General features: G+C 39.5%; 22 protein-coding genes, 1 pseudogene and 1 riboswitch. Of the genes and pseudogenes, 3 read left to right on the forward strand and 20 right to left on the reverse strand.

Features of this window, described 5'->3' with window-relative positions; translation table 11 throughout:
* Positions 1-5: 5 nt before the first annotated feature.
* The 19 genes from Q7U95_RS08405 to Q7U95_RS08495 all read right to left on the reverse strand — a co-directional run bounded on the left by Q7U95_RS08405 (position 6) and on the right by Q7U95_RS08495 (position 17,320).
* Complete coding sequence (locus Q7U95_RS08405; RefSeq protein ID WP_308753579.1) at positions 6-2,048, reverse strand: complex I subunit 5 family protein; 2,043 nt, start codon at positions 2,046-2,048, stop codon at positions 6-8.
* A gap of 1 nt (position 2,049) precedes the next feature.
* Positions 2,050-3,531, reverse strand: coding sequence for a proton-conducting transporter membrane subunit (locus tag Q7U95_RS08410; RefSeq protein WP_308753581.1), 1,482 nt, complete (start codon positions 3,529-3,531; stop codon positions 2,050-2,052).
* Positions 3,532-3,534: 3 nt separating this feature from the next.
* Positions 3,535-5,013, reverse strand: a complete 1,479-nt coding sequence (locus Q7U95_RS08415) for a proton-conducting transporter membrane subunit (RefSeq protein ID WP_308753583.1) — start codon at positions 5,011-5,013, stop codon at positions 3,535-3,537.
* Positions 5,010-5,342, reverse strand: coding sequence for a cation:proton antiporter subunit C (locus Q7U95_RS08420; RefSeq protein WP_308753585.1), 333 nt, complete (start codon positions 5,340-5,342; stop codon positions 5,010-5,012). Before Q7U95_RS08420 ends, Q7U95_RS08415 begins: the two co-directional genes overlap by 4 nt.
* Complete coding sequence (gene mbhE, locus Q7U95_RS08425) at positions 5,339-6,049, reverse strand: hydrogen gas-evolving membrane-bound hydrogenase subunit E (RefSeq protein WP_308753587.1); 711 nt, start codon at positions 6,047-6,049, stop codon at positions 5,339-5,341. Before mbhE ends, Q7U95_RS08420 begins: the two co-directional genes overlap by 4 nt.
* A complete protein-coding gene (locus Q7U95_RS08430) occupies positions 6,046-6,288 on the reverse strand; it encodes a DUF4040 domain-containing protein (protein WP_308753589.1) in 243 nt (80 codons plus the stop codon). Before Q7U95_RS08430 ends, mbhE begins: the two co-directional genes overlap by 4 nt.
* Positions 6,285-6,650: a monovalent cation/H(+) antiporter subunit G gene (gene mnhG, locus Q7U95_RS08435; RefSeq protein ID WP_308753591.1), complete on the reverse strand. Its 366-nt coding sequence runs from the start codon at positions 6,648-6,650 to the stop codon at positions 6,285-6,287. The genes Q7U95_RS08430 and mnhG overlap by 4 nt, the downstream gene beginning before the upstream one ends.
* Entirely contained in the window at positions 6,651-6,911 is a 261-nt protein-coding gene (locus tag Q7U95_RS08440) for a monovalent cation/H+ antiporter complex subunit F (protein WP_308753593.1), read from the reverse strand.
* Entirely contained in the window at positions 6,912-7,406 is a 495-nt protein-coding gene (locus Q7U95_RS08445; protein ID WP_308753595.1) for a Na+/H+ antiporter subunit E, read from the reverse strand.
* Between the two features lie 154 nt (positions 7,407-7,560).
* Positions 7,561-7,797 carry a twin-arginine translocase TatA/TatE family subunit gene (gene tatA, locus Q7U95_RS08450; RefSeq protein ID WP_320415577.1) on the reverse strand — a complete coding sequence of 79 codons (237 nt, stop codon included), beginning with the start codon at positions 7,795-7,797 and terminating at the stop codon, positions 7,561-7,563.
* A 94-nt stretch (positions 7,798-7,891) separates the two neighbouring features.
* Positions 7,892-8,395 carry a molybdopterin-guanine dinucleotide biosynthesis protein B gene (gene mobB, locus Q7U95_RS08455; protein WP_308753599.1) on the reverse strand — a complete coding sequence of 168 codons (504 nt, stop codon included), beginning with the start codon at positions 8,393-8,395 and terminating at the stop codon, positions 7,892-7,894.
* Positions 8,396-8,509: 114 nt separating this feature from the next.
* Positions 8,510-9,283 (reverse strand): formate dehydrogenase accessory sulfurtransferase FdhD, encoded by a 774-nt coding sequence (gene fdhD / locus Q7U95_RS08460; protein ID WP_308753602.1) that lies wholly within the window; start codon positions 9,281-9,283, stop codon positions 8,510-8,512.
* The gene (locus tag Q7U95_RS08465) at positions 9,284-9,883 is read right to left on the reverse strand and encodes a molybdenum cofactor guanylyltransferase (protein WP_308753604.1); all 600 of its coding nucleotides are present in this window, start codon (positions 9,881-9,883) and stop codon (positions 9,284-9,286) included. It abuts the gene before it with no gap.
* Positions 9,884-9,890: 7 nt separating this feature from the next.
* A complete protein-coding gene (locus Q7U95_RS08470; protein ID WP_308753606.1) occupies positions 9,891-10,793 on the reverse strand; it encodes a formate dehydrogenase accessory protein FdhE in 903 nt (300 codons plus the stop codon).
* 130 nt (positions 10,794-10,923) lie between these two features.
* The gene (nrfD, locus tag Q7U95_RS08475; protein WP_308753608.1) at positions 10,924-11,763 is read right to left on the reverse strand and encodes an NrfD/PsrC family molybdoenzyme membrane anchor subunit; all 840 of its coding nucleotides are present in this window, start codon (positions 11,761-11,763) and stop codon (positions 10,924-10,926) included.
* On the reverse strand, positions 11,764-12,597 hold the full coding sequence (locus Q7U95_RS08480; protein ID WP_308753610.1) for a 4Fe-4S dicluster domain-containing protein: 834 nt from the start codon (positions 12,595-12,597) through the stop codon (positions 11,764-11,766).
* A gap of 1 nt (position 12,598) precedes the next feature.
* Positions 12,599-15,718, reverse strand: coding sequence for a formate dehydrogenase-N subunit alpha (gene fdnG, locus Q7U95_RS08485; protein WP_308753612.1), 3,120 nt, complete (start codon positions 15,716-15,718; stop codon positions 12,599-12,601).
* Between the two features lie 291 nt (positions 15,719-16,009).
* Positions 16,010-16,121, reverse strand: a riboswitch (molybdenum cofactor riboswitch).
* 144 nt (positions 16,122-16,265) lie between these two features.
* Positions 16,266-16,904 (reverse strand): redox-sensing transcriptional repressor Rex, encoded by a 639-nt coding sequence (locus tag Q7U95_RS08490; protein ID WP_308753614.1) that lies wholly within the window; start codon positions 16,902-16,904, stop codon positions 16,266-16,268.
* Between the two features lie 278 nt (positions 16,905-17,182).
* Positions 17,183-17,320 (reverse strand): hypothetical protein, encoded by a 138-nt coding sequence (locus Q7U95_RS08495; protein WP_308753616.1) that lies wholly within the window; start codon positions 17,318-17,320, stop codon positions 17,183-17,185.
* Between the two features lie 276 nt (positions 17,321-17,596).
* Between Q7U95_RS08495 and Q7U95_RS08500 the strand changes: the two genes are divergently transcribed.
* The 3 genes and pseudogenes from Q7U95_RS08500 (at position 17,597) to Q7U95_RS08510 (ending at position 19,365) form a co-directional block, all read left to right on the forward strand.
* Entirely contained in the window at positions 17,597-17,764 is a 168-nt protein-coding gene (locus Q7U95_RS08500; protein WP_308753618.1) for a hypothetical protein, read from the forward strand.
* A 12-nt stretch (positions 17,765-17,776) separates the two neighbouring features.
* A pseudogene (locus tag Q7U95_RS08505) lies at positions 17,777-18,934 on the forward strand (hypothetical protein); the annotation flags it as partial.
* Between the two features lie 215 nt (positions 18,935-19,149).
* Positions 19,150-19,365 (forward strand): thioredoxin family protein, encoded by a 216-nt coding sequence (locus tag Q7U95_RS08510; protein WP_308753620.1) that lies wholly within the window; start codon positions 19,150-19,152, stop codon positions 19,363-19,365.
* On the opposite strand, the gene Q7U95_RS08515 is transcribed toward Q7U95_RS08510, so the two are convergent.
* On the reverse strand, positions 19,366-20,349 hold the full coding sequence (locus Q7U95_RS08515; RefSeq protein WP_308753622.1) for a site-2 protease family protein: 984 nt from the start codon (positions 20,347-20,349) through the stop codon (positions 19,366-19,368). It lies immediately after the preceding gene.
* Positions 20,350-20,536: the final 187 nt, after the last annotated feature.

Genomic DNA, 20,536 nt, shown 5'->3' on the forward strand with positions numbered 1-20,536 from the left:
CCCTTTTAATTAATTAGTTTAATAGAAATGAAACACAATACCAATAAAAATAAAACTAAAAGCATGCTAAAATTTAAATCCTCAACATATAATCTGAATTCTTTTTTAGTTTCACTTGCGGATAGATCACGATACACTTCAGCCAAAAAGCTATCACATAAGTATTTAATAATCCGATTGGCTTTTATTACGCCAAAATCTTTAATCTTTAAGCAATTTCTCCTTACATACCTTTTAAAAACAAAAACCAACAATCTCAGAACATGTGTTTCCTCATCAAAAAACACACCAGCCGCATCATGGTCCTTCTCAATTCTTTCTTTTACTTTTTCCAAAGTTTCTGTTTTTATTAATTGACTCTCTCTGTGCAATAAGAAATAAAAACCAAAAGTAAACTGTTCGGACCAGTAATTAATTCCAAACCACCGCGGAAAACGAATGTGGAAAAGACCGTATTTCATGCCTGCAACAAACATAAATATGCCTGCAGTTAACGAAAGGACCAGGCCTTGAAAATCGTGTAACGTTAAAATACTAAACGTTTTCACGCTATTTAAGGCAGCCGTTGTATACCCAAGATTTTTTAAAGCCGGCAATATAAAGAGGACCCAAAAACGGCTGGGCAGAACGCCTAAAAGAAAAATCATAAAGACCAATGGCACAATTCCAATAATCATGAAAGATGGCGCGTCTTTAACTGTTTCATATTTCTTCGGCGTCTTACCTAAAAAAACAAGAGTAAACAACTTGGTAAAAGAGGCGATGGTTCCCCCGCAAGTTAGTATGAAAAAAATATTGGCCAAACCAGTCCATCTGCAATACTCCAAATGAGTTAGAGCTTGATGAATAAGCGTCTTGCTGGCATATCCGTTAAAAGGAGGAATACCGCTAATTCCCAATGAGGCAACAAGCGTGCAAAAAGCAATGAGAGGCATCTTCTTAATTAAACCACCAAGCTTATACATATTAAGCTCGCCGGTTCGATAATAAACAGCCCCCACAGTCAAAAAGAGACATGATTTAAAGAGAGCGTGGTTAACTATGTGATACAAACTGCCACCAATAGCTATAGCCCCTTCGGCTCCCAAATATATTGCGCAGCCAATTCCTAAAATAATATAACCCATTTGGCTGATACTATGATAAGCTAACATTTTTTTAGCATTTTCTTGTAGCAAAGCCATTAGCACCGCAACAAACATGCTTACAATGCCCACCCAAATCACAATAAACCCAATAGCAATAGAACTTTGTTCCGGCCCGAAGATTGAAAACAAGGACCTGATGATTCCATAAGCTCCGGCTTTTATCATCACACCGGAAAGAAGAGCACTCGCAGGAGTTGGAGCAACAGAGTGAGCGTCAGGAAGCCAGATATGAAGAGGCATCACCCCCGCTTTAATGCCAAAACCAATCCCCATAAACGCAAAGATAATAAATTTGGTATAATCGGAAACTCCTTTTATTCCTGTAGCAAAATTAACGTTTCCTGTAATGTTGCAATAGAGAAGAACCCCTATTAAAAGAGCCACATCACCCAATAACACCATGACAAGATATTTTGTGCCCGCCTTAAATGCTTTCTTTTCCTCAGCGTGCACTATTAAAGGATAGGCCGATATCCCCAAGATTTCAAAGAAGACAAACAAAGTTAAAAAGTTTCCCGCTAAAAAAACTCCTAAATTAGCTGAAAAAGTCAGCAATAAAAAAGCATAAAATTTCTTCTGTTTGCCAACATCATTCATATAAAAAATAGAATAAACAGCAACAGCCGTCCAAATAAAAGCAGTCAAAAAAGCCAGCAAAGCGCTTAACGGGTTAATAGACAGTTCCATTTTAGAGAAAGGAAGAAAGGGATACTTAACTACAATCTCGTTACTCTTGGCCATAAAATAAGAAACAGCAATCAAAACCAATGTAACCAAGTTAATTAAAGCCGTTAAATAACCTCGTGACGTCTTGAATTTAGGGCTCATCCAACAAACTAAGCCCGATCCTAAAACCGGTAATAATATTATCGCTGCCGGCAAAATAAGATAAAAATTCACTTTACCCTCCAAAATAACACGTAATTATTGGTTTAATCAGCAAGAACAATGGTTTGGGAAATATGCCAAAAAACAAATTTCCAAAAATCCCCACTCCTATTGGCAGATAAACCGGCCAATTCAACTGCAAATCGCAAACTAAATCAACATCGGCTTGCTTAAAAAAGAGCATATAAACTACATATAATAAATAGAAAGCACACAAAACAGAACCAGCAATAAGAACAGCCATCACACTTAACTGGCCGGTCTCCATCGGCCCACGCCAGAGATACCACTTACCTACAAAGCCTAAGGTCAAAGGCATTCCAATTAAACCAAATGAGCAAATCGCGAAACAAGTTGATATAAAAGGAAGTTTGCGACCTACACCAGAAAGTTCGCTAACTTTTGTCTTTCCTGTTTTAATGTCAATAATTCCCGCGCATAAGAAAAGGGAGAGCTTCAAAAAAGCATGACTTATCAAAAAAACAAGACCTCCAATGAATGCAGTAGGATTTAGAAGGGACACTCCTAAAATGGAGTAAGAAAGATGTTCAACGGTAGAAAATGCCAATCTCTTTTTAAGATTATTTTGATTAAGCGCTTGAAGTGAGCCATAAATAATGGTTGCACAAGATATAAAAACCAGCAAAGTTCCGCCCCTAATGCTCCGAGTTAACTTTAAACCAAATACATTTAAAATCACCCGCATAATCCCAAAAAGTCCTACATTTACCACCGCAACAGCATGCAAAAGAGCAGTCACAGGAGTTGGCGCCACCGATACAGAGGGCAACCAATCTCCAAGAGGGAAAACCGCCGCCTTGATTCCAAAACCTACAATATAACAACAAAATATTAAAAAAAGCATTTTTAATCCAATTCCAGAAGACATCGTTCCGATTTTTGAAAAAGCATCTAACTGCTCAAACGCAGGCGTAGACAACACCGCGAACAGCAATAACATTTCCCCCACTAAAAGATAGACCAAATATTTCTTGGCTGCTTTTAACACCACCGGAGTTTCAGTGTGGGCCACCAAAGGATAAGTAAAGATGGTCAACAACTCATATAAAGCAAATAAGGTGAGCATATTCCCGGCCATTGCTACCCCTATAGCCGCCGCCACACTCAAAGTAAGAAAACCAAAAAACCTATTTTCGTTGCCGGGGAACTTTATCTCCATATACCTTATGAAATAAGGAACACTCACCAACCATAAAAGAGAAGTTGTGCCGGCAAAAAATAGACCCAGCCAATCTGCCCTTAAACAAAAGGTAAAGCCGTAACCTAAACAAAGGGGACAACATATACTACCCTTCCCCCCTTGCCCCAATGCAAAATATAACGCAACCACAAGTAAGAAACTCAAAATGGCAGCAATTAAACTTAAAGATTCCCTTAATTTTCTATTATTACCAGTAAAAAAAATTATTAACCCGGCTAAAGCGGGTAACACAACAACAGCAACTGGTAAAAACATGCTAATCGATTGATTCATTTATCACCTCAAAAAACCTAAAAGTTCTTTTACACCAGGTTCTATTAAAACAAAAACAGTTTTAGGAAATATACCAAAGAAAATAGTCAAAAAGACCAACGCTCCAATGGGAAAAAGCATCTTTAGAGGAACCTCTTTCACTTCCATCTCAAAATCCGGCTTTTCAAAAAAGATATAATTTATAATTCGAAAACAGTACAACAAGGAAAGAAAACTTCCCAACAAAATCGCGCTAACTGACCCCCACAACCCTTGCTTAATGGCTGCAAGACATAGATAATATTTGCTTACAAAACCACACGTTAAAGGAATGCTGGCAATTGATGCCAAACTTACCGTAAAAAATCCCATCGTAATGGGCATTTTTTTCCCAATTCCTTTTATTTCGTCAAGTTTTCTAAACCCGGTTTTATAAATTACTGCTCCAACACAGAGAAAAAGAGCAGACTTGGCAAGAGCATGATTTAATATTTGCAACATACTTCCCGTTAAACCCAGATAAGAAAATAAAAACACTCCGAGAGCTGCAAATCCAATTTGGCTTATGCTTGATTGAGCCAAAAGGAGCTTTAAGTCTTTTTCAAATAAAGCGAAGGCAGCACCGAGAATTATCCCAATAGACGCCAAACTTCTGAAGACAATCACAAATCCGGCGGAATTGATGACGGGCACAATATAATAAATCACCTTAATTATCCCAAAGACCCCCGTCCCTATCACCACACCGGACAAAACTGCACTTACAGGAGCGATTGCCTTCCCATGGGCTTGCGGCAACCATACATGTAGCGGAAATATAGCTGCCTCTATAACAAACGCAATTATCAACAACAACGCGCCCGTATAAATAACCGTTAAATCGGGGAGTTGTTTTACTTGAAATGCTATTTGAGTAAAGTTGATGGTTCCTGTCACAGAATATATAAAACCTAAACCTAACAAAATAAAGAGTGAAGAAATTGTCCCCATTATTAAATATCTAAAACCAGCTCTTAATGCCTCTTTATCCCCTGATATTGCAACTAACGAATAACTGCTCAATGAAAGAATCTCAAAAAATATAAACATATTAAAAATATCACCGGATATAACAAAGCCAATCAATGAGCCTGTAAGAAAAAGAAACAGTATGTAATAAAATTGGATTTTTTCCTGATTAAGCACCTTTTTAATATAAAGTTCAGAATAAACAATCGAAGCTAAGCCAACAAAAGTTATCAAGAGAACCATGAATATTGAAAGATTATCTATAAATATCTCTATTCCCCACGGAGAAGCCCAATCGCTTACATAATACACAAAAGGACCCCCGGTTATTACTTTTACTGCTAAAAAAAGAGAAGAAATAAAAGTAAACATCATCGCCAAAACCGATAAAACAAAGGCGTTATCTCTTTTAAAAACCAGTGAAACATAGATTAAAGTACCAACCGCTATAGGCACTATCGCCATTAATATTGGCAGATGGGAAAGAAAACTCATCTCTTCCCCTCGCTTTCAGATTCGAACAATCTAACAGCCAAAATCAAAGCAAGAGAAGTAGTCCCTATCCCCACCACTAAAGCCATGAGAACAATAGCCTGAGGAAAAGGATTAATATAGCTTTTAACTCCCTCAGCAACAATCGGTACTGCCCCGCCCTCTTTGCTGCCAATGCCAACTAAAAAAAGAAAGACGGCTGTTTCCATGATGTTTATCCCGATAATTTTCTTAATTAAATTTGATCTCACCGCAACCGCATAAAATCCAATGAAAAAAAGAATTATGGAAGCTGTATAAATTAAATTTAAAAAGTTCGCTTTAAACATCATTTCCCCTCCGTCTTCTTCAAAATAAAAAATAAGGAGGAGATTACCGCGCCACTGGTGAGAGCAATACTAACTTCCAATATCAAAATAAGAAACCTCCGAAAATTTGGTATGTCTAAAAAATTTAAATTCAAAAAACTTTTCCCTGCTAATATGGATATAAGGCCTAAAGTTGCAAAACAAAGAGGGGCCAGGCACTCAAGAAATACTCTTTTCCTAACCGGAAATTTTTTCACTGCTTCATCAAACCCAAAGATGAGAGTATAAATAATTACAACGGAGGCCAAAACAATACCTCCCTGAAAACCTCCGCCGATGGAATTAAAACCATTAATTGCCACATAAAAAGAAAAAATTATGAAGAAGGGAATATAAATTATCATGGCCGTACTCACCAAAGGACTTGGGCTAACCTTTAATGAATAACTTCCTTCCCTCGCTTTTTCTCTTCCCAGAATAGCCAACGCTGCAACCAGAGTTACAAAAATTACCGTCACTTCTCCAAATGTGTCATATATCCGATAGTTTAATATGATAGCGGAAACCAAATTATTACAACCGGTCTCCTGAGGTTCTTTAGTTATATATTGAGAAGCAGCCATTTTGTTCGTAGGATTATCAGGGTCTCCCATGATTGGCATTTTGGAAACCGTTGACAATAAAAAGAGGGTAGCCAACACCAAAAAAACGAGAACAATAAATTTTCTCATTCCACATCATCCTTAGAAATCCGAAAAACCGAAACTACAAAAAGAACTGAAATTATCCCCGATTCAATTACTACTTCCGCTAAAGCAAGCATAGGTGCCCCAAGTCGTTGCCACAGTAAGGCCATAATCAATCCGTAAGCAGAAAAAAGAACGACAGACGCAAGCATGTTTCTACTCATGACCACAAATACGGCCAAAACAATCAAACATAAAACTAATAAAACGTTGAGCACTGTCATACTTTGAAAATCTCCCTAAATAATTTCTCTTTCTCCATCATAATTTTTTCCTCACGATTTTCATGCCAAGGCACCAAATCCGTCCGTCGGGCTGCTCTTGCAATAGCATGCCCTATAACCAAACTCGAACTTAAAAGAAGCGCCGCAATAACTAAAAGTTTTAGCGCGTTAAAAGAAAACCCCTCATAAATTACAAGTCCCGTGAGCGTCAAGCCCGCTCCTAAAATGTCACATTTGGTAGCAGCATGAAGACGAGAATAGACATCGGGAAGCCTTACGATTCCAATAATACCCACCCACAAAAAAAAGACTCCGGTGCTTAAAAATAAAACTACCAAAGAGTTAACGGTTACTTCAAACATTTAAAATTTCCCCTTACTTTCAATATATCTTGCCATAACAACTATCGAGATAAAACTCAATAAAGCATAAGCCAAAGCTACATCAAGAAAACAATATTCATAGATATAGCTAATTAATATTAAAGCAACCAAGGTATTTGTACCGATAAGACTTACAGTTAAAACTCTGTCCAAAATATTGGGGCCCCTGAAAGCTCTATACAATGCGGTAAAAACCCCCAATAATAAAAGAATACTCATGCCAAGAAAAAAAGGAGTCATCTATTGAGCCTCCTCAAATATCCACTTAACTAAATTTTCCAATTTTCTTTCCATAAGCTCTTTAGCAAACTCATCCGCAATGCAATGGACATATATAACATCACCTTCAAAATCCACCGCTAATGTTCCCGGCCTCAAAGTAATAAAAGTTGCTAAAACAACTCTTGGCAATAACCCCGGGAGATCTGATTTGAATTTAACCACTGCGGGGCTGATAGGCATTTGTGGGTCCATAACCCTCTCTCCCACATCAGTATTCGCAAGAAAAATACCTTTCACAATTTGCACAGTACATATACAAAAACGCCATAATTTTCGAAAATTAAGATTTTCCATAGATGACCAATGCTTTTTAAGCAGTAAATAAGAAATATAAGAAACAATTAAGGCAACCAAAACCCCCAGAAGTAGATTCAAAAAAGCAATGTTGCCTGTTAAAATAATCCAAAAAATTAGGAGAGTTAATATTATTGTTTTATTATCAGCCCAATTCATACAAAAGTACCCCTTCTTAGAAAAAGCTACCATCAATAATATATTTAAGTATTAATTACTATTATCGGTTTAACTAAACGCTTGCTTTAGTAAATAATAAAAAAAGACCGGAAAAATCCGGTCTTTTTTTATAAAATATATTTAGAAAATCAAATTACTCTTCTTCTTTTTTGGCTTCTTTGGTTTCTTTTGCTTCCTCTTTGCTTTTCTCGTTAGTCTTTGCAGGTTCCTCATCTTTGCCTTCTGCCCCTTTTTTTAACTCTCTGATACCAGAGCCAATTGCCTTACCAATTTCGGGCAACTTTTTGGGGCCAAAAAGTAAAAGAACTATAGCTAAAATTATTATAAGTTCAGTTGGACCCAAACCAAATAATCCCGTACCTAATACCATCATTTACATCACTTTCCTCCATAATTAATTTACTAAACAATTAAAACATATACACGAAAAACAAGTTTATGTCAAAGAAAGGGCTCAGGCAAAACTATTGTTTTTTGACCATGAACTCCCTCTCAATATAATCTGCCAATTTTTCAATTTCTTTGAAACCAAACTGTGCCACTTTAACATCAACTTCATCGTCGCTTACAATTGCCACAAGTTCATCGTTTAAATTTAAAGGAGTTTTATGAACCGCCTCCCTAAATACTTCTATCTTTGGCTTATTTTGCTTCTTAAATCCCTCAGTAATTACAATATCAACATCACTTAGATAGCGAGTAGCTATCTCGTCCAAAGAGAGCTCGGCCTCCAGTTTTTTTATTACTGCTATCTTGCCGGCCGACGAAACAACTACGCTGTCAACTCCTGCTTGAGCATGCTTCCAAGAATCTTTACCCGGAACATCTATATCAAACCCGTGAACATCATGCTTAATAGTGGCAATTTTATAACCACGCTTTTTAATTTCGGGCACAAGTTTCTCAATTAAAGTAGTTTTTCCACTATTTGATTTGCCCACAATCGATATAATTGGCGGTTTTTTCAATATTTATAACCTCCAGCTATTGCAAATTAAGAAATAAATGTTAAAAACAGCCTTTAAAAGCAGCCCTTAAGTTCAGCCCCTAACTATTTGCCATAAGCCATCTGCTATCAGCTATCAGCCATTCTTATCCATCCCTATCCTTTTGGGATGGGTATAAACATACATCTTTCCGGCCCTAACATAACCTATTACAGAAACCCCAAATTTTTTTCCAACTTCAATTGAGATATCTGTCGGAGTAGAACGAGAAGCTGCAACCGGTATCCCCATCTTCACCAATTTGTTAAGCATCTCTGAAGAGATTCGCCCGGTTGTAAAAACCATTTTATCCTCAGCGGGAACATTATTCAGTAACATATATCCCAAAACTTTATCGATAGTATTATGACGCCCAATATCCTCTTGGATGGAAAAAATATCATTTTCACTACAGAGAGCTGAACAATGAACCCCTCCGGTTGAACGATGAATCTCCGTGGACCGCAAAAATTTTCCCATTAAACTGATAATCTTATTAGCAGAAAAACTTTTAGAGCAACCAACAACTTTCAAATTCCCCTCTTTTAAGGGATTCGAAAAAGTTATTCCTTTACCAAAACCAGACGTAAATATCTTATTTTTTGGTTTCCGTAAAACTGAATCAACTTCCACCCTTACTGTTCCACTCTTTTCATCAGACGATATTGCCTTTATGCCCTTTACCCCATTAATAAAACCCTCGCTGTAAAGAAAACCTACAGCTAATTCATTAAGGTTTTTGGGGGTCCCCATTAGTGTAACCAGATTTTCATCATTTAATATGATAGTGATAGGTTTCTCTTTGGGAGCTGACATAATTACTTTTGATAGATTTCCATCATATTTAATTACATTAAACTTAGTTGACATTTATTTCTCCAACTCAACATAAATTTCTTTTGCTCGCTCAAAATCCTCAAAAGTGTTTATATTGTAAAAAGAAAGAAGTCTTGAATCAAATTCGATAACCTTATCTTCTTTTATCTTCTTAACTTTAACATCTTTAAAAAAAGAAATTATTTTAAAATCTTGATTCCTCAACCTCTCTTCAATATATCCTACACAATTTTTAGAATATATGGCTTGAAGCGGCTCCGGCCCAGATTTTGATTCGGGAATAACCACATCAAAATCCTTCGCCTCCGCAATCAAATGTTTAGCAAGGTTTAGGTTGAGAAACGGGGTATCGCAAGAAACAATAAAATTGTGAAAATGATTTGATGCCTTAAGACCGGCCAGCATTCCACCTAACGGCCCTTGATGTGGAATTTCGTCCTGAGCAACCTCCACCCCGCTCATCTTATGAAGTTCAGGAGTATTTGAAACTAAAATAACTTCTTCACACAACAAATAAAGCTTGCCAACTAAATCTTCCAAAATTGTCTTAGCCCCAAGCTTTAAAAGACATTTATCCGTGCCCAATCTTGAACTTTTACCACCTGTAAGAATAATTCCGGCTATCTTTTCCATCTGTTGTTTAATTCATTTCAATAGGTGATTGTGTTATGGGAGAATAACCTTTCTTCTTGGCAACCGCGTCAAGATGAATAGTCGCCACATCTTCCACCCTTAAGATAACATCTCTTCCCAATTCTTTTTCGTTTGACAATTTTCCATATCTTTTGCACTTATCACAAAGCTCAACCTGGTGACCTTTATCGTCTTCCGGATAAAAAATTGAGAGCAATTTGTTATTAACATTACCGCAAAAAGCACAGCGGATTCGCTGTGTCCACCATTCAGTTTTGCAAACAGAGCAACTTTGAAGTTTTAATCCATCTTTTTTTCGCAGTTTCATTATATAAGGACGATTGCCGCATATTGGACAAAACTCTTTACCCCAATGATGATGATTAATCTTTGATCTTAACCCCAGAGAATATGCTTCATAAAAAGGACTGAGTGTATTGGTAATCATAAACAAAAGAACATCTTTATTGATATTTTTTTCTTTACATAAATTCTCAAAAAAAGAGTTGTCCCCCTCCTCAAATTTTTCAATAAGCACTCCGATATTCTTAGTTTTTAATTCATCAGCCTCCAAAATTTTATCTAGCGCAATGGGTTTTTGAAGACTTTTTTCTTTAACTATCTCAACTAATTTAGTAAGTAGCTCTCTAAACAACTCTGAAGAAATTTCTCCTCTTTTTGTTGATAAAAGGGGAGTCCCTCCTTTTAAAATTTTTGCTATTTCGTCCTCTGAAAAATCAAATCCGGAAACATCGATTTTATTAACATATTCAAGCTGTAATTCAAAAATCGACCCAAATAAATTAAGAATTCTCTCCAAAGTCGGAAATTTCTTTTTGTAAAAGTTTATTTCCTCTTCGATATCCTTTTTCGAAGGTATTTTTTGTTCTAATTTAAGAATTGCAAACACTCCTTTCAATACATAAAATTGAGTTTTTATCTTCTTTAACTTTTGCGATTATATCTCAAATTTTAAAGCTTGGCAAAAAAAACAGCCCCCCGAAACGGGGGGCTGTTTAGTCTTACTTTAACTCAACTTCTTAGTGAAGGGGAATTCCTCCGTAAAGAGCTATATATTTCCAGAGAAATACGCCTAGAAGTGCGAGTACAGATGATACAGCGCCCATGTTCTTGGCAGCGAAGCCCACAACTATCGGAGCAACAATGCCTATTGCAACAACACCGAGCCAGAAAGCGAGGGCATAGCTACCACTTATTAAGATGGCGCCAGCGTCTCCTGAGCTAAATGCGAAGATTAAAATCGCAATTGCTGCAATAATTAAAGCCATCGTGAGAGCTTTTGAGAGCGCTCCTTCGGCCTCTTCATCCTTCTCCGATGAAAGAGAGAGAATGAGTCTAATTAAGGCAATGCCGCTTACAACAGATACGGCAACCCAAGTAGCCGGAAGGAAGATACTCGTCCCCCAAAGAGACACAGCTTTGTCGGCAAGAATTACTCCGGAATATCCCATAACACCTACGCCAAGGATTATTCCGATAACCGACAAGACTTTCCTTAGTCCCTCTTTACCTTTAAGGAAGGGAAGTATTCCCTTATCTTCAGCTAAGAAGATAGCGGGAATCAACACCCCTGCCACAACGGTAAAGGGAATAAGAATCCAAACCCCCATATTCATCGATGAGAGTGGCTTTATTATCATGAAGTGCCAGAAGTAAATAACTCGAGTTAACGGAAGGTCAAGTAGCAAAAATATCATCGTTACCGCAACCAAGGGAAGCACACAGAAGGAGCCAATTTTGGCAAGTCTTCTGTATTTACCCTTGCTGAAGAAGTCGGCCAGAGCGCCAACAAAGAAACAGGCTCCCGCCATACCTCCTAGAAACATTTCGACTACAAGCATCCAATTCCAGTGATGCATTTACTTACCCCCCTTTCCTTCGGCTTCCGCGGCTTTAAATACCATCCAAAACGGAACGATGGTAAGTATGCCCGCGGTGATGAGGCCGGTTAGCCACTTGGTAACCATATCAGCCGTAGATACTTTTGGATCTGCCGGCAGACCGTAAACTTCCGGATCATCAGTTAGAACGTAAATTACACCCGTTCCACCAACGCCAGCAGGATTATAGACCTGAGCTTTAACTTCGCCGCGTTCTTGAAGAAGCGCTACGCGGGTATTGGCAACATCAAGCATTTCTTCTTTGTCTCCGAATTGAAGAGCATCCGGAGGACAAGTTGTAACACATGCCGGCTCAAGGCCATTTTGAACTCTGTCGATACAGCCGCGACATTTAAACATGGTGCCCGCAATTCTCTTTCCGGGTACCTCATTCCCATGTTCCATCCATTCTTTTTCTGACTCGGAAATTTCCTCTCTAAACTTAGGAACTCCCCCCCAGAATGGACAGGCATAGTGACAATTCTTGCAACCTATGCAGACGTCATTGTCGATTAAGACAAAACCCGTTTCTTCATCTTTCTTGATAGCTCCTGCAGCACAAACGTTTGCACAACTGGGTTCTCCACAGTGCATACATCTTTGGCTGATAAAGTGCCATCTGAAACGATCCGGGTCGTCCTTCTCGATGAAGTCAATCAGGTTCCAGGTAGTTCCGTCGAGAGTCAAAGCATTGTAATAAGTTCCCATCGTCTTGTTCTCGGCTGCTGACAATACATTCCACTGCTTACAAGCAACATAACAAGCTCGACATGCGGTGCACTTTGATGCATCGTAAAGTATCGCTTTTGCCATCTTACTTCACCTTCCTTATATCCACGAGGAACGCTTTATACTCAGGAATCATTGTGTTGGCATCGCCCACATGTGGAGTAAGTTGGTTAGCGGAATAGTTCATTGTCGGACACGCACCACCGGTACAAAGTCCGGCGTAACCGTAACACCAGGGAAGACCGGCAAAATGAACCGTCTTACCATTGATGTCCATTGGTTTTACACGCCCGGTAACTATGGCTACCGCTTGCACAACTCCTCGAACATTAAACACCTCGACTGTTTCTCCGGGCTCAATACCCTTCTCATTAGCAAGTTCCTTGCTGATTTCCACGAACATCTCAGGCATTAAGTCTACCAACCACGGTTGGTTTCTGGTCATAATACCGGTCTGCCAATGCTCAGTAACTCTGTAAGTGGAAGCAACAATTGGATATTCGTCAGCCGTTCCAATCTTGGTATCCGGATTAATTTCATGCCAGAGCTTGACGCATGGGTTACTTTGCTGACCGGACATGATGTTGTCAACGGGGCTTTCAATCGGCTCGTAGTGCTCAGGTAATGGGCCTTCGGTACACGGAGCAAATAGTTTGAAAACTCCCTCGTTTAACATGATGGCCGGCAAATCTCCACCAAGAGCACTCGGTGCTTTGGTTCCACCGAAGTCGGGAACGTCGTTACCCGTCCACATGCCAGGTTCGCCCGTTTTTGGATCAACCTTATTCGGGTCCCACCAAATCTCGGGAATTTCCGGATTCCACGGTTTTCCGTTGAGGTCGCAGGAAGCACGATTGTACACGATTCTTCTGTTGACCGGCCAAGCAAACGCCCACTCGAGGTTATTTCCGATACCCTCAGCCTCCGGGATTCTTCTCTTCATGAGATTTTCACCATCGGGAGTAAACGTACCGGAGAAGAGCCAGTTACCGCAGGCTGTTGACCCGTCTTTTTGAAGAGCAACGAAGTTTTTGTCGACAAGTTTATTCCTATTTGGCCATTCGTAACCGTGACAGGCCTTGGCCACTTCCTCAACATCAGGATCCCCGTTAGGCCCGGAGTAATCCCAGTTGACGTTGGTAATAATTTCAGCGCCAGCACCGCCTTCGGCTGCATAGAGTTTCTTGAGCTCTTTGACAACTAAGTCAACGATTTCAAGGTCTGTCTTGCAGTCGCCAAGCGGTTCGCAACCTTTCCAACGCCACTGAATCCAACGACCGGAATTACTGATGGAACCTTCTTTTTCGCAAGAGTCAGCTGCCGGAAGTCTCCAAACCTCGGTCTGAATTTCTTCAGTATTACATCCCGGGCGTTTCCAAAAGCTGTTTGTCTCGGTTTCCCAGAGGTTTAAATCAACCAGCCATTCGAGGTTGTCCATAGCAGCAGTTTCAATGTTGGAATTGGGGCCACCGATAGCCGGATTTTGACCCAAAACTATCATGCCTTTAATTTCTCCGGCATACATCGCTTCAAATAAAGCTATGTGGGAATACCCTCCACCTTGGAAGCCTTTTCCAATCTTTGGCAAATAGTCGAAGCGAAAATCATTATCGGCAGTTGCCGCGTCTCCCCACCATTCCTTGAGAAGAGATACGAGATACTTCTCGCCATTTCTCCACCAGGAAGTTGACCCGGGAAGAACATTTTGGGTAGCTTTGCCGACTGTGTATCCGTCTGCATAATCTCTAAAAGTCTCTCCCGCCTTCGGAATCGCTAGATAAGCTGGGAGTATGTGGAACAAGAGAGCGTGGTCAGTTGAACCTTGAACATTCGGTTCTCCCCTTAGAGCGTTAACGCCGCCGCCAGGCCTTCCCATGTTACCTAAAAGTAACTGAAGCATAGAAAAGGAGCGAATATTTTCCACTCCGACTGTATGCTGAGTCCAACCCATAGCGTAGCAGATAGTCCCCGCTTTCTCAGGAGCACTCGTCTTTGAATACTCCTCGCAGATTTCCAAGAACTTATCCTTTGGAGTCCCGCAGATTTTCTCAACCATCTCGGGAGTATAGCGAGCAACATGTTTCTTGAGAAGTTGCCATACGCAATTTGGATCAGACATGCTCATATCCCTTTTTGGAGAATGGAGGACCCCACCCGGGGCTTTTTCGTCCGGGATATCCTCTAATTGATAGCCCCAAGATGCCGTATCGTATTTTCTTGCCGTAGCATCATATCCGCTAAAGAGGCCGTTTAAATCTCCCGGCAACTTAAACTCGGGATTAATCAATAAAGTAGCATTGGTGTAATACTTCACATAATCCTCATGATACTTCTTGTTTTGGATTACGTAGTTGATCATAGCCATGATAAAGGCAATATCCGTACCTGAACGAATGGGCGCGTAAATATCAGCCTTTGCGGCAGAGCGGGTAAACCTCGGATCTACACAAATTAATTTGGCTCCCCTCTCCTCCATGGCCTTGGTTATCCACTTGAAAGCCATTGGATGATTTTCTGCGGCATTGCCGCCCATAATAACGATACAATCACTGTTCTTCAAATCAACCCAGTGATTAGTCATACAACCTCTACCAAACGTCGGTCCCAAAGCTGCGACCGTGGCAGAGTGTCATATACGTGCTTGATGCTCAACATAAACAAGTCCGAGAGTCCTCATCATTTTTATCCAAAGATAACACTCTTCGTTGTTTACAGCTGCGCCACCCAAAGCTGCGATAGCTTCAACGCGGTTAACGAGATTTCCGTCCGCGTCTTTCTCCATGAAATACTTATCCCTGGTATCTTTTATTTTGCGAGCAATGTCGGGAATAGCATCTTCCCAGGTTCTTTCCTCCCAGTCACAGCCACCAGGTCCACGATAAAGCACTTTTTTGTTTCGTTTGCCAGCTACATCAGCTGCTATTTGAAATATCGAAGAACCCTTGGAACACAAGCTACCAAGATTTGTAGGATGGTCAGGATCACCATCTACGGCAATTGGATGACCGTGCTCATCTGAGTAAATAACAGCACCACAACCACAGGAACAGAAAGGACAAATGGTATAAGCTATATTAGCGCCAGCCGTCCTGAGCTCTTCCGCCTCAGCCGCAACCGCTGCCATATCATAACCAAACTCCATAAGAGCAGTTGTCGCTACTGACGCGCCTGTAAGTTTTAAAAAACTTCTTCGTGTGAGCTTCACGTTTATGGCTCACTCCTTTCTAAAATAGTTTATGACTTGCATGAAACCAACTAACTTTCGGAACCCCCTGTAATGGATTAAAACAAAATAATTACTAACCCAAAATAATTTGGATTAATTTTGCAAGTCTAATTGATATCATTAGGGTTTCCGATTCTTTCCTCTTCTCTTCTGGCCTCACCCCCTTCTCTTTGATTTTTTACTCAAGCTTATCTATTTAATTAACCATGCTAACCTTGAGTAAAAAAGATATGTATATTACAAATTAAAATAAAAAAAGGAAACCCATGACAAATATGCCAAGGATCTCCTTTGCAAATACGGCAGGTATAAAAATTGCTTCTTATACCTTATCGCTCACAATCTCCTCGAGGGAGAAAGTAAGTCGGAGATTCTTTCAAAAAAATTCTCCACTTAGCCAAATTAAATTGTAAAATAATCCAGTTATTAACTATTAACAATAATACGCTATATTATATTCCAAAAAAATGCAACAAAGAAAATCATAAAATTTATTTTTAAAAACAATTAATTATATTTATCAAAACTAAGTTTCTTTATTGCCTGCTCCTGACAGATAGTAGAGAGTATATAATAACTCTTTGACGGGATTAGTATTGTGAACTTTAACCGCATCGGGAACCGTAACTATAACCGGAGTATAATTGAGAACAATTTTTACTCCCGCTTCTACTAATAAGTTAGCGATATTTTGGGCCTCCGCAGCAGGAACCGCGATAACCCCAATAGTTATATTTTTTTCTTTAATTATTTTTTTTAAACTTTTAATGTCACTGACTTCAAGTTTACCGATTTTTTTCCCGGTTTTGGTTGCATCATTATCAAATACAGCAGATACAGAAAAACCGTGTATCGCAAACCCATCATAACCCACAATTGCCGAACCTAAATTGCCGGCTCCAACAACGGCAATTCTATGATGTTCGTCGGACCCTAATATATGCTTAATTTTTAAGATAAGAATATCTGTGTTGTAGCCTACCCCTTTCTTCCCAAAAGTGCCAAAACGAGCTAAATCACGTCGTATTTCGGCAGGATTTATTTCTGTAAACTCTCCGAGTCTTTTTGAGGAAACGGTAACGCAACCATCTTGTTTGAGCTCCATTAAACAGTTTAAATACACAGGCAATCTTTCTATTACTCCTTCAGGAATCTTTTTGCTCATCCATCCTCACTCCGATGTTTATCTGTACTTAAAATTTATTTTATTTTAACACTCGTCTGTTAAAATTACTGCTCTTTTAATGTTATGAGCGAAAGACAAATATTACTATAAAAAGATTTGACATTTGTGTTATTCTTTTATTAGATTAGGCGATTTTGGAAAAATTTCAGCATAAAAAAACATTTTTTTAAACGCTCGCGGACAAAGTCACAACAACATACTAAAAAATTTTCTTCAAACATTTTATCAACCATCTAAATAATTTTTTTAAAATGCAATCATAAAGAGATTAGGGGGGTGATTAAAATGCGTAAGCTTGTTTTTTTGATTGCAATACCCATCATCTTAACCATCGCTATCAGCACAATATCCTGCGGCCCACCCGCCAAAGAACCTTCCGAAAGACCAACCGTCATCGAGTTTTTCAGTGAGACCTGACCAATCTGCGGCGAGCAGAAGCCCATCGTTGATGAGCTAGAGAAAAAATATGAAAAAAGCATAAACTTAACGAGGATTGAGCTTAAATCCTCCGATTGGAGAACAGAGTCAGAAAAGTACAATATAACGTCGGTACCTGCCTTTGTCTTTCTTACTCCTGAAGGGAAACTCGTTGAAAAAATTGAAGGCCTGCAAGAAAAAGGAACACTCGAGAAAAAAATAAAAGATCTTTTGTAACCCATGAGGTGATAACGGTGAGAAAGATAATTTATCGCTCAATTACCTTGCTTATAATCTTAATCGTAATTTTTAGTATTGCCTCTTGTGCCAAAAAACAAGAAGAGAAATTTGAGCCGGGGGAAATTATGTCAAATACCCCTGTTAAAAGCAAAGGCTTTACGGAGCCCGAAGGATGTACTTGACACGCCCAAAATTACGAGCACTGGACGGGCTCGATGCTTAGCCGGGCATATGAGGATGAACTGTTTAGAAAACTCTATCTTCTCGGAAGCAAAGAAACAGAAGGATTGACGGATGAGTTTTGCATGCGGTGTCACTCCCCCATTGGAGTTTACCTCAAAGAAATCCCGCCCGCCGACGGCTCAAAATTAAGCGAGGTAGCAAAAAGAGGCGTATCTTGTGATTTCTGTCATACAGTCTCCGGTTATGAAAAGATTGGAAATGGCAATTACGAGCTTTCACCCGGCATAGTAAAGCTGGGCCCTTTCGAAGAGTCAAAATCCCCCGGCCATGAAACTGCATATTCGGAGTTACACACAAAGTCAGAGTTCTGCGGGATATGTCATAACCTGTATCACCCGACAAATAACATACCTTTAGAATTAACTTATACCGAGTGGAAAGAAGGACCATACGCCGAAAAAGGTGTCCAGTGTCAGGATTGTCATATGAGGCAGAGCCCAGGCATCCCGGCTACTGGAACAACTGAGAGACCCGACTATCCGGGTATAGCCGGCGCGGGAGGAGGAAAGAGGCCCCATCTTTACACGCACTACTTTATAGGAGGTAATACAATTTCTCAGATACAGACCGATGATGGATATACGCAGATGGCAATAGAACGTTTACAAGCAGCTGCGACTCTCGAAATAACCCCTCCCACAAATGTAATAGCGGGCACGGAAAATACTGTCAAAGTCAAAATTACAAATGCCGGAGCCGGTCATTATCTTCCAACCGGCCTTACCGAACTCAGGCAGATGTGGTTATACGTGAAAGTAACCGACGACTCCGGAAAGGTAATATATGAATCGGGAACTCTGAACAATGAGGGAAATATAGATAAGACATCCACCATATACCACTCGGTTTTTGCGGACAAGGATGGTAATCCAACCGAAAAGGTGTGGGAGATAGAGAGTCCTATTTCAGATAATCGCATCCCACCCAAAGAATCGGTCACCGAAGAGCACTCATTTGCCATTCCCGCCGGAGCCAACTTGCTCCTTAATGTCGAAGCCACTTTAAAATACCGTTCCGCTCCACAGCATTTGGTCGATGAGCTATTTGGAGAAGGCAAAATAACCCCTTTAATAGTCGACATGGTGACGGAAAAGAGCCAAATTAAATAGAAAATCCATCTTGCTAAAGATTCACTAAAGATAAGGGGATAAGGAGAGCCGTGAACAAAGCCTTTATAAAACTTGCGGTCATTTTAACATTATGCTTTATAACAATAATTGCTTTAAGCTCCTGTACTTCGGCACCAAAAGAACCCGTTGGCGAGCCCTCCGACAAACCCTTAGTGATAATGATTTCCTCTCCCACGTGACCAACGTGCAAAGAGATGGAGCCCATCGTCGATGAGCTAAGTAAGAAATACCAAGATGACATCGATTTTAAAATAATGGACATAAACAGTGAGGGAACTTCAAAATATGGGGTTTCATATGTTCCCACGTTTATTTTTCAGAAGACAGACGGCGAAATAAAAGATAAAATAGTTGGCTCAACTGGAAGAGAAGCTCTTGAAAACAAGATAATTGAGTTGAAGAAGGATTAATTACATGCCCAACTCGGTTTTAACCTTAATAAGACGAATTATATCGGTTCGGGTTACAATCCCAACCAATTTCTTTTTCTTGTCAATTACCAATAAATGCCCCACTTCTTCTTTAACCATTTGCATCAAAGCATGAACGGCATCATTGCCGGGACTTATCGTAAAAGGTTTCTTCGAGAACTGTAAAATCTCGCTAACCTTTGTGAAAGGCCACTTTTCGCGAGGAATTTCTTTCACGTCGTGAATGGTAATAACTCCAAAGAACTTATCGTCCTCAACAACCGGAAAACGCCCGAATCTATGTTTGAGAAAATAGTCGTTCACTATTTCGTCAAGAGTAAGTGAGGGAACAACAGTTAAAACATTTCCCGTCATTATTTCCGATACTCTTACCCCCGAAAGAGCTTTTTGAAGAACAATCTGTCGATAACCCCCTTGAGCAGCTTGATTTAAAAACCAGCCAATCAAAATAAACCAAATTCCTCCAATTATGCCTTGTATAACCGACAAGAAACCCACAAGAATCAATAAGTAAGCAAAACCTTGTCCGGCAAGAGAAGCTATCTTTGTCGCCGGCTTTATATCTTTTAAAAAAAACCAGAGAATTGCCCTAAAAATACGTCCCCCGTCAAGAGGGAAACCCGGCACAAGATTAAAAATCGCCAACATAAGATTTATTAAGGCAAGGTAAGATAGGGGAACGGTAACAGGAAGGCCGAAGTTAAAAAATCCGGCCAGCAGGAAAAGACCATAAAAAATCCCCGATAAAAAAAGGCTCGCGAGAGGCCCCGCAATGGCCATCTTTAATTCTATCGCCGGTGTTGGAGGCTCTTTAGTCATCTCCGCCACCCCGCCAAAGATAAACAAGGTAATTTTTCTTATTGGAATACTGTTTAACCTGGCAATATAAGAATGACAAAGTTCGTGAAATAAAAGTGAGGAAAAAAATAAAAGAGTAGTTACCACACTAACTAATATGCTCATTGGATAAGGGGAAATCTCCACATTAAAAATGAGACTGAATTGAAATAGTATAATTAAAAAAATGATAAACCAAGTGTAGTTTATCTCTATATCAAACCCTAGTATTTTACCAATCTTGATTGATGGAAGAGAAAACATCTTTTCCCCTTTATCCGAGTCTCAAAAAACTATAACACATTCTAATTAA

This window comes from Candidatus Oleimmundimicrobium sp. (assembly GCF_030651595.1).
GTDB lineage: Bacteria > Actinomycetota > Aquicultoria > UBA3085 > Oleimmundimicrobiaceae > JAUSCH01.

Coding starts and splice junctions, on each gene's coding strand:
- Q7U95_RS08410 (WP_308753581.1), bottom strand. CDS start 3,531: ATGAATCAATCGATTAGCATGTTTTTACCAGTTGCTGTTGTTGTGTTA.
- Q7U95_RS08415 (WP_308753583.1), bottom strand. CDS start 5,013: ATGAGTTTTCTTTCCCATCTGCCAATATTAATGGCGATAGTGCCTATA.
- Q7U95_RS08420 (WP_308753585.1), bottom strand. CDS start 5,342: ATGATGTTTAAAGCGAACTTTTTAAATTTAATTTATACAGCTTCCATA.
- mbhE (WP_308753587.1), bottom strand. CDS start 6,049: ATGAGAAAATTTATTGTTCTCGTTTTTTTGGTGTTGGCTACCCTCTTT.
- Q7U95_RS08430 (WP_308753589.1), bottom strand. CDS start 6,288: ATGACAGTGCTCAACGTTTTATTAGTTTTATGTTTGATTGTTTTGGCC.
- mnhG (WP_308753591.1), bottom strand. CDS start 6,650: ATGTTTGAAGTAACCGTTAACTCTTTGGTAGTTTTATTTTTAAGCACC.
- Q7U95_RS08440 (WP_308753593.1), bottom strand. CDS start 6,911: ATGACTCCTTTTTTTCTTGGCATGAGTATTCTTTTATTATTGGGGGTT.
- Q7U95_RS08445 (WP_308753595.1), bottom strand. CDS start 7,406: ATGAATTGGGCTGATAATAAAACAATAATATTAACTCTCCTAATTTTT.
- tatA (WP_320415577.1), bottom strand. CDS start 7,797: ATGGTATTAGGTACGGGATTATTTGGTTTGGGTCCAACTGAACTTATA.
- fdhD (WP_308753602.1), bottom strand. CDS start 9,283: ATGTCAACTAAGTTTAATGTAATTAAATATGATGGAAATCTATCAAAA.
- Q7U95_RS08465 (WP_308753604.1), bottom strand. CDS start 9,883: ATGGAAAAGATAGCCGGAATTATTCTTACAGGTGGTAAAAGTTCAAGA.
- nrfD (WP_308753608.1), bottom strand. CDS start 11,763: ATGCATCACTGGAATTGGATGCTTGTAGTCGAAATGTTTCTAGGAGGT.
- Q7U95_RS08480 (WP_308753610.1), bottom strand. CDS start 12,597: ATGGCAAAAGCGATACTTTACGATGCATCAAAGTGCACCGCATGTCGA.
- Q7U95_RS08490 (WP_308753614.1), bottom strand. CDS start 16,904: ATGAGCAAAAAGATTCCTGAAGGAGTAATAGAAAGATTGCCTGTGTAT.
- Q7U95_RS08495 (WP_308753616.1), bottom strand. CDS start 17,320: ATGACGGTTGGTCTTTCGGAAGGTTCTTTGGCGGGTGGGCCGCAGGAT.
- Q7U95_RS08510 (WP_308753620.1), top strand. CDS start 19,150: ATGGAGCCCATCGTCGATGAGCTAAGTAAGAAATACCAAGATGACATC.
- Q7U95_RS08515 (WP_308753622.1), bottom strand. CDS start 20,349: ATGAGCATATTAGTTAGTGTGGTAACTACTCTTTTATTTTTTTCCTCA.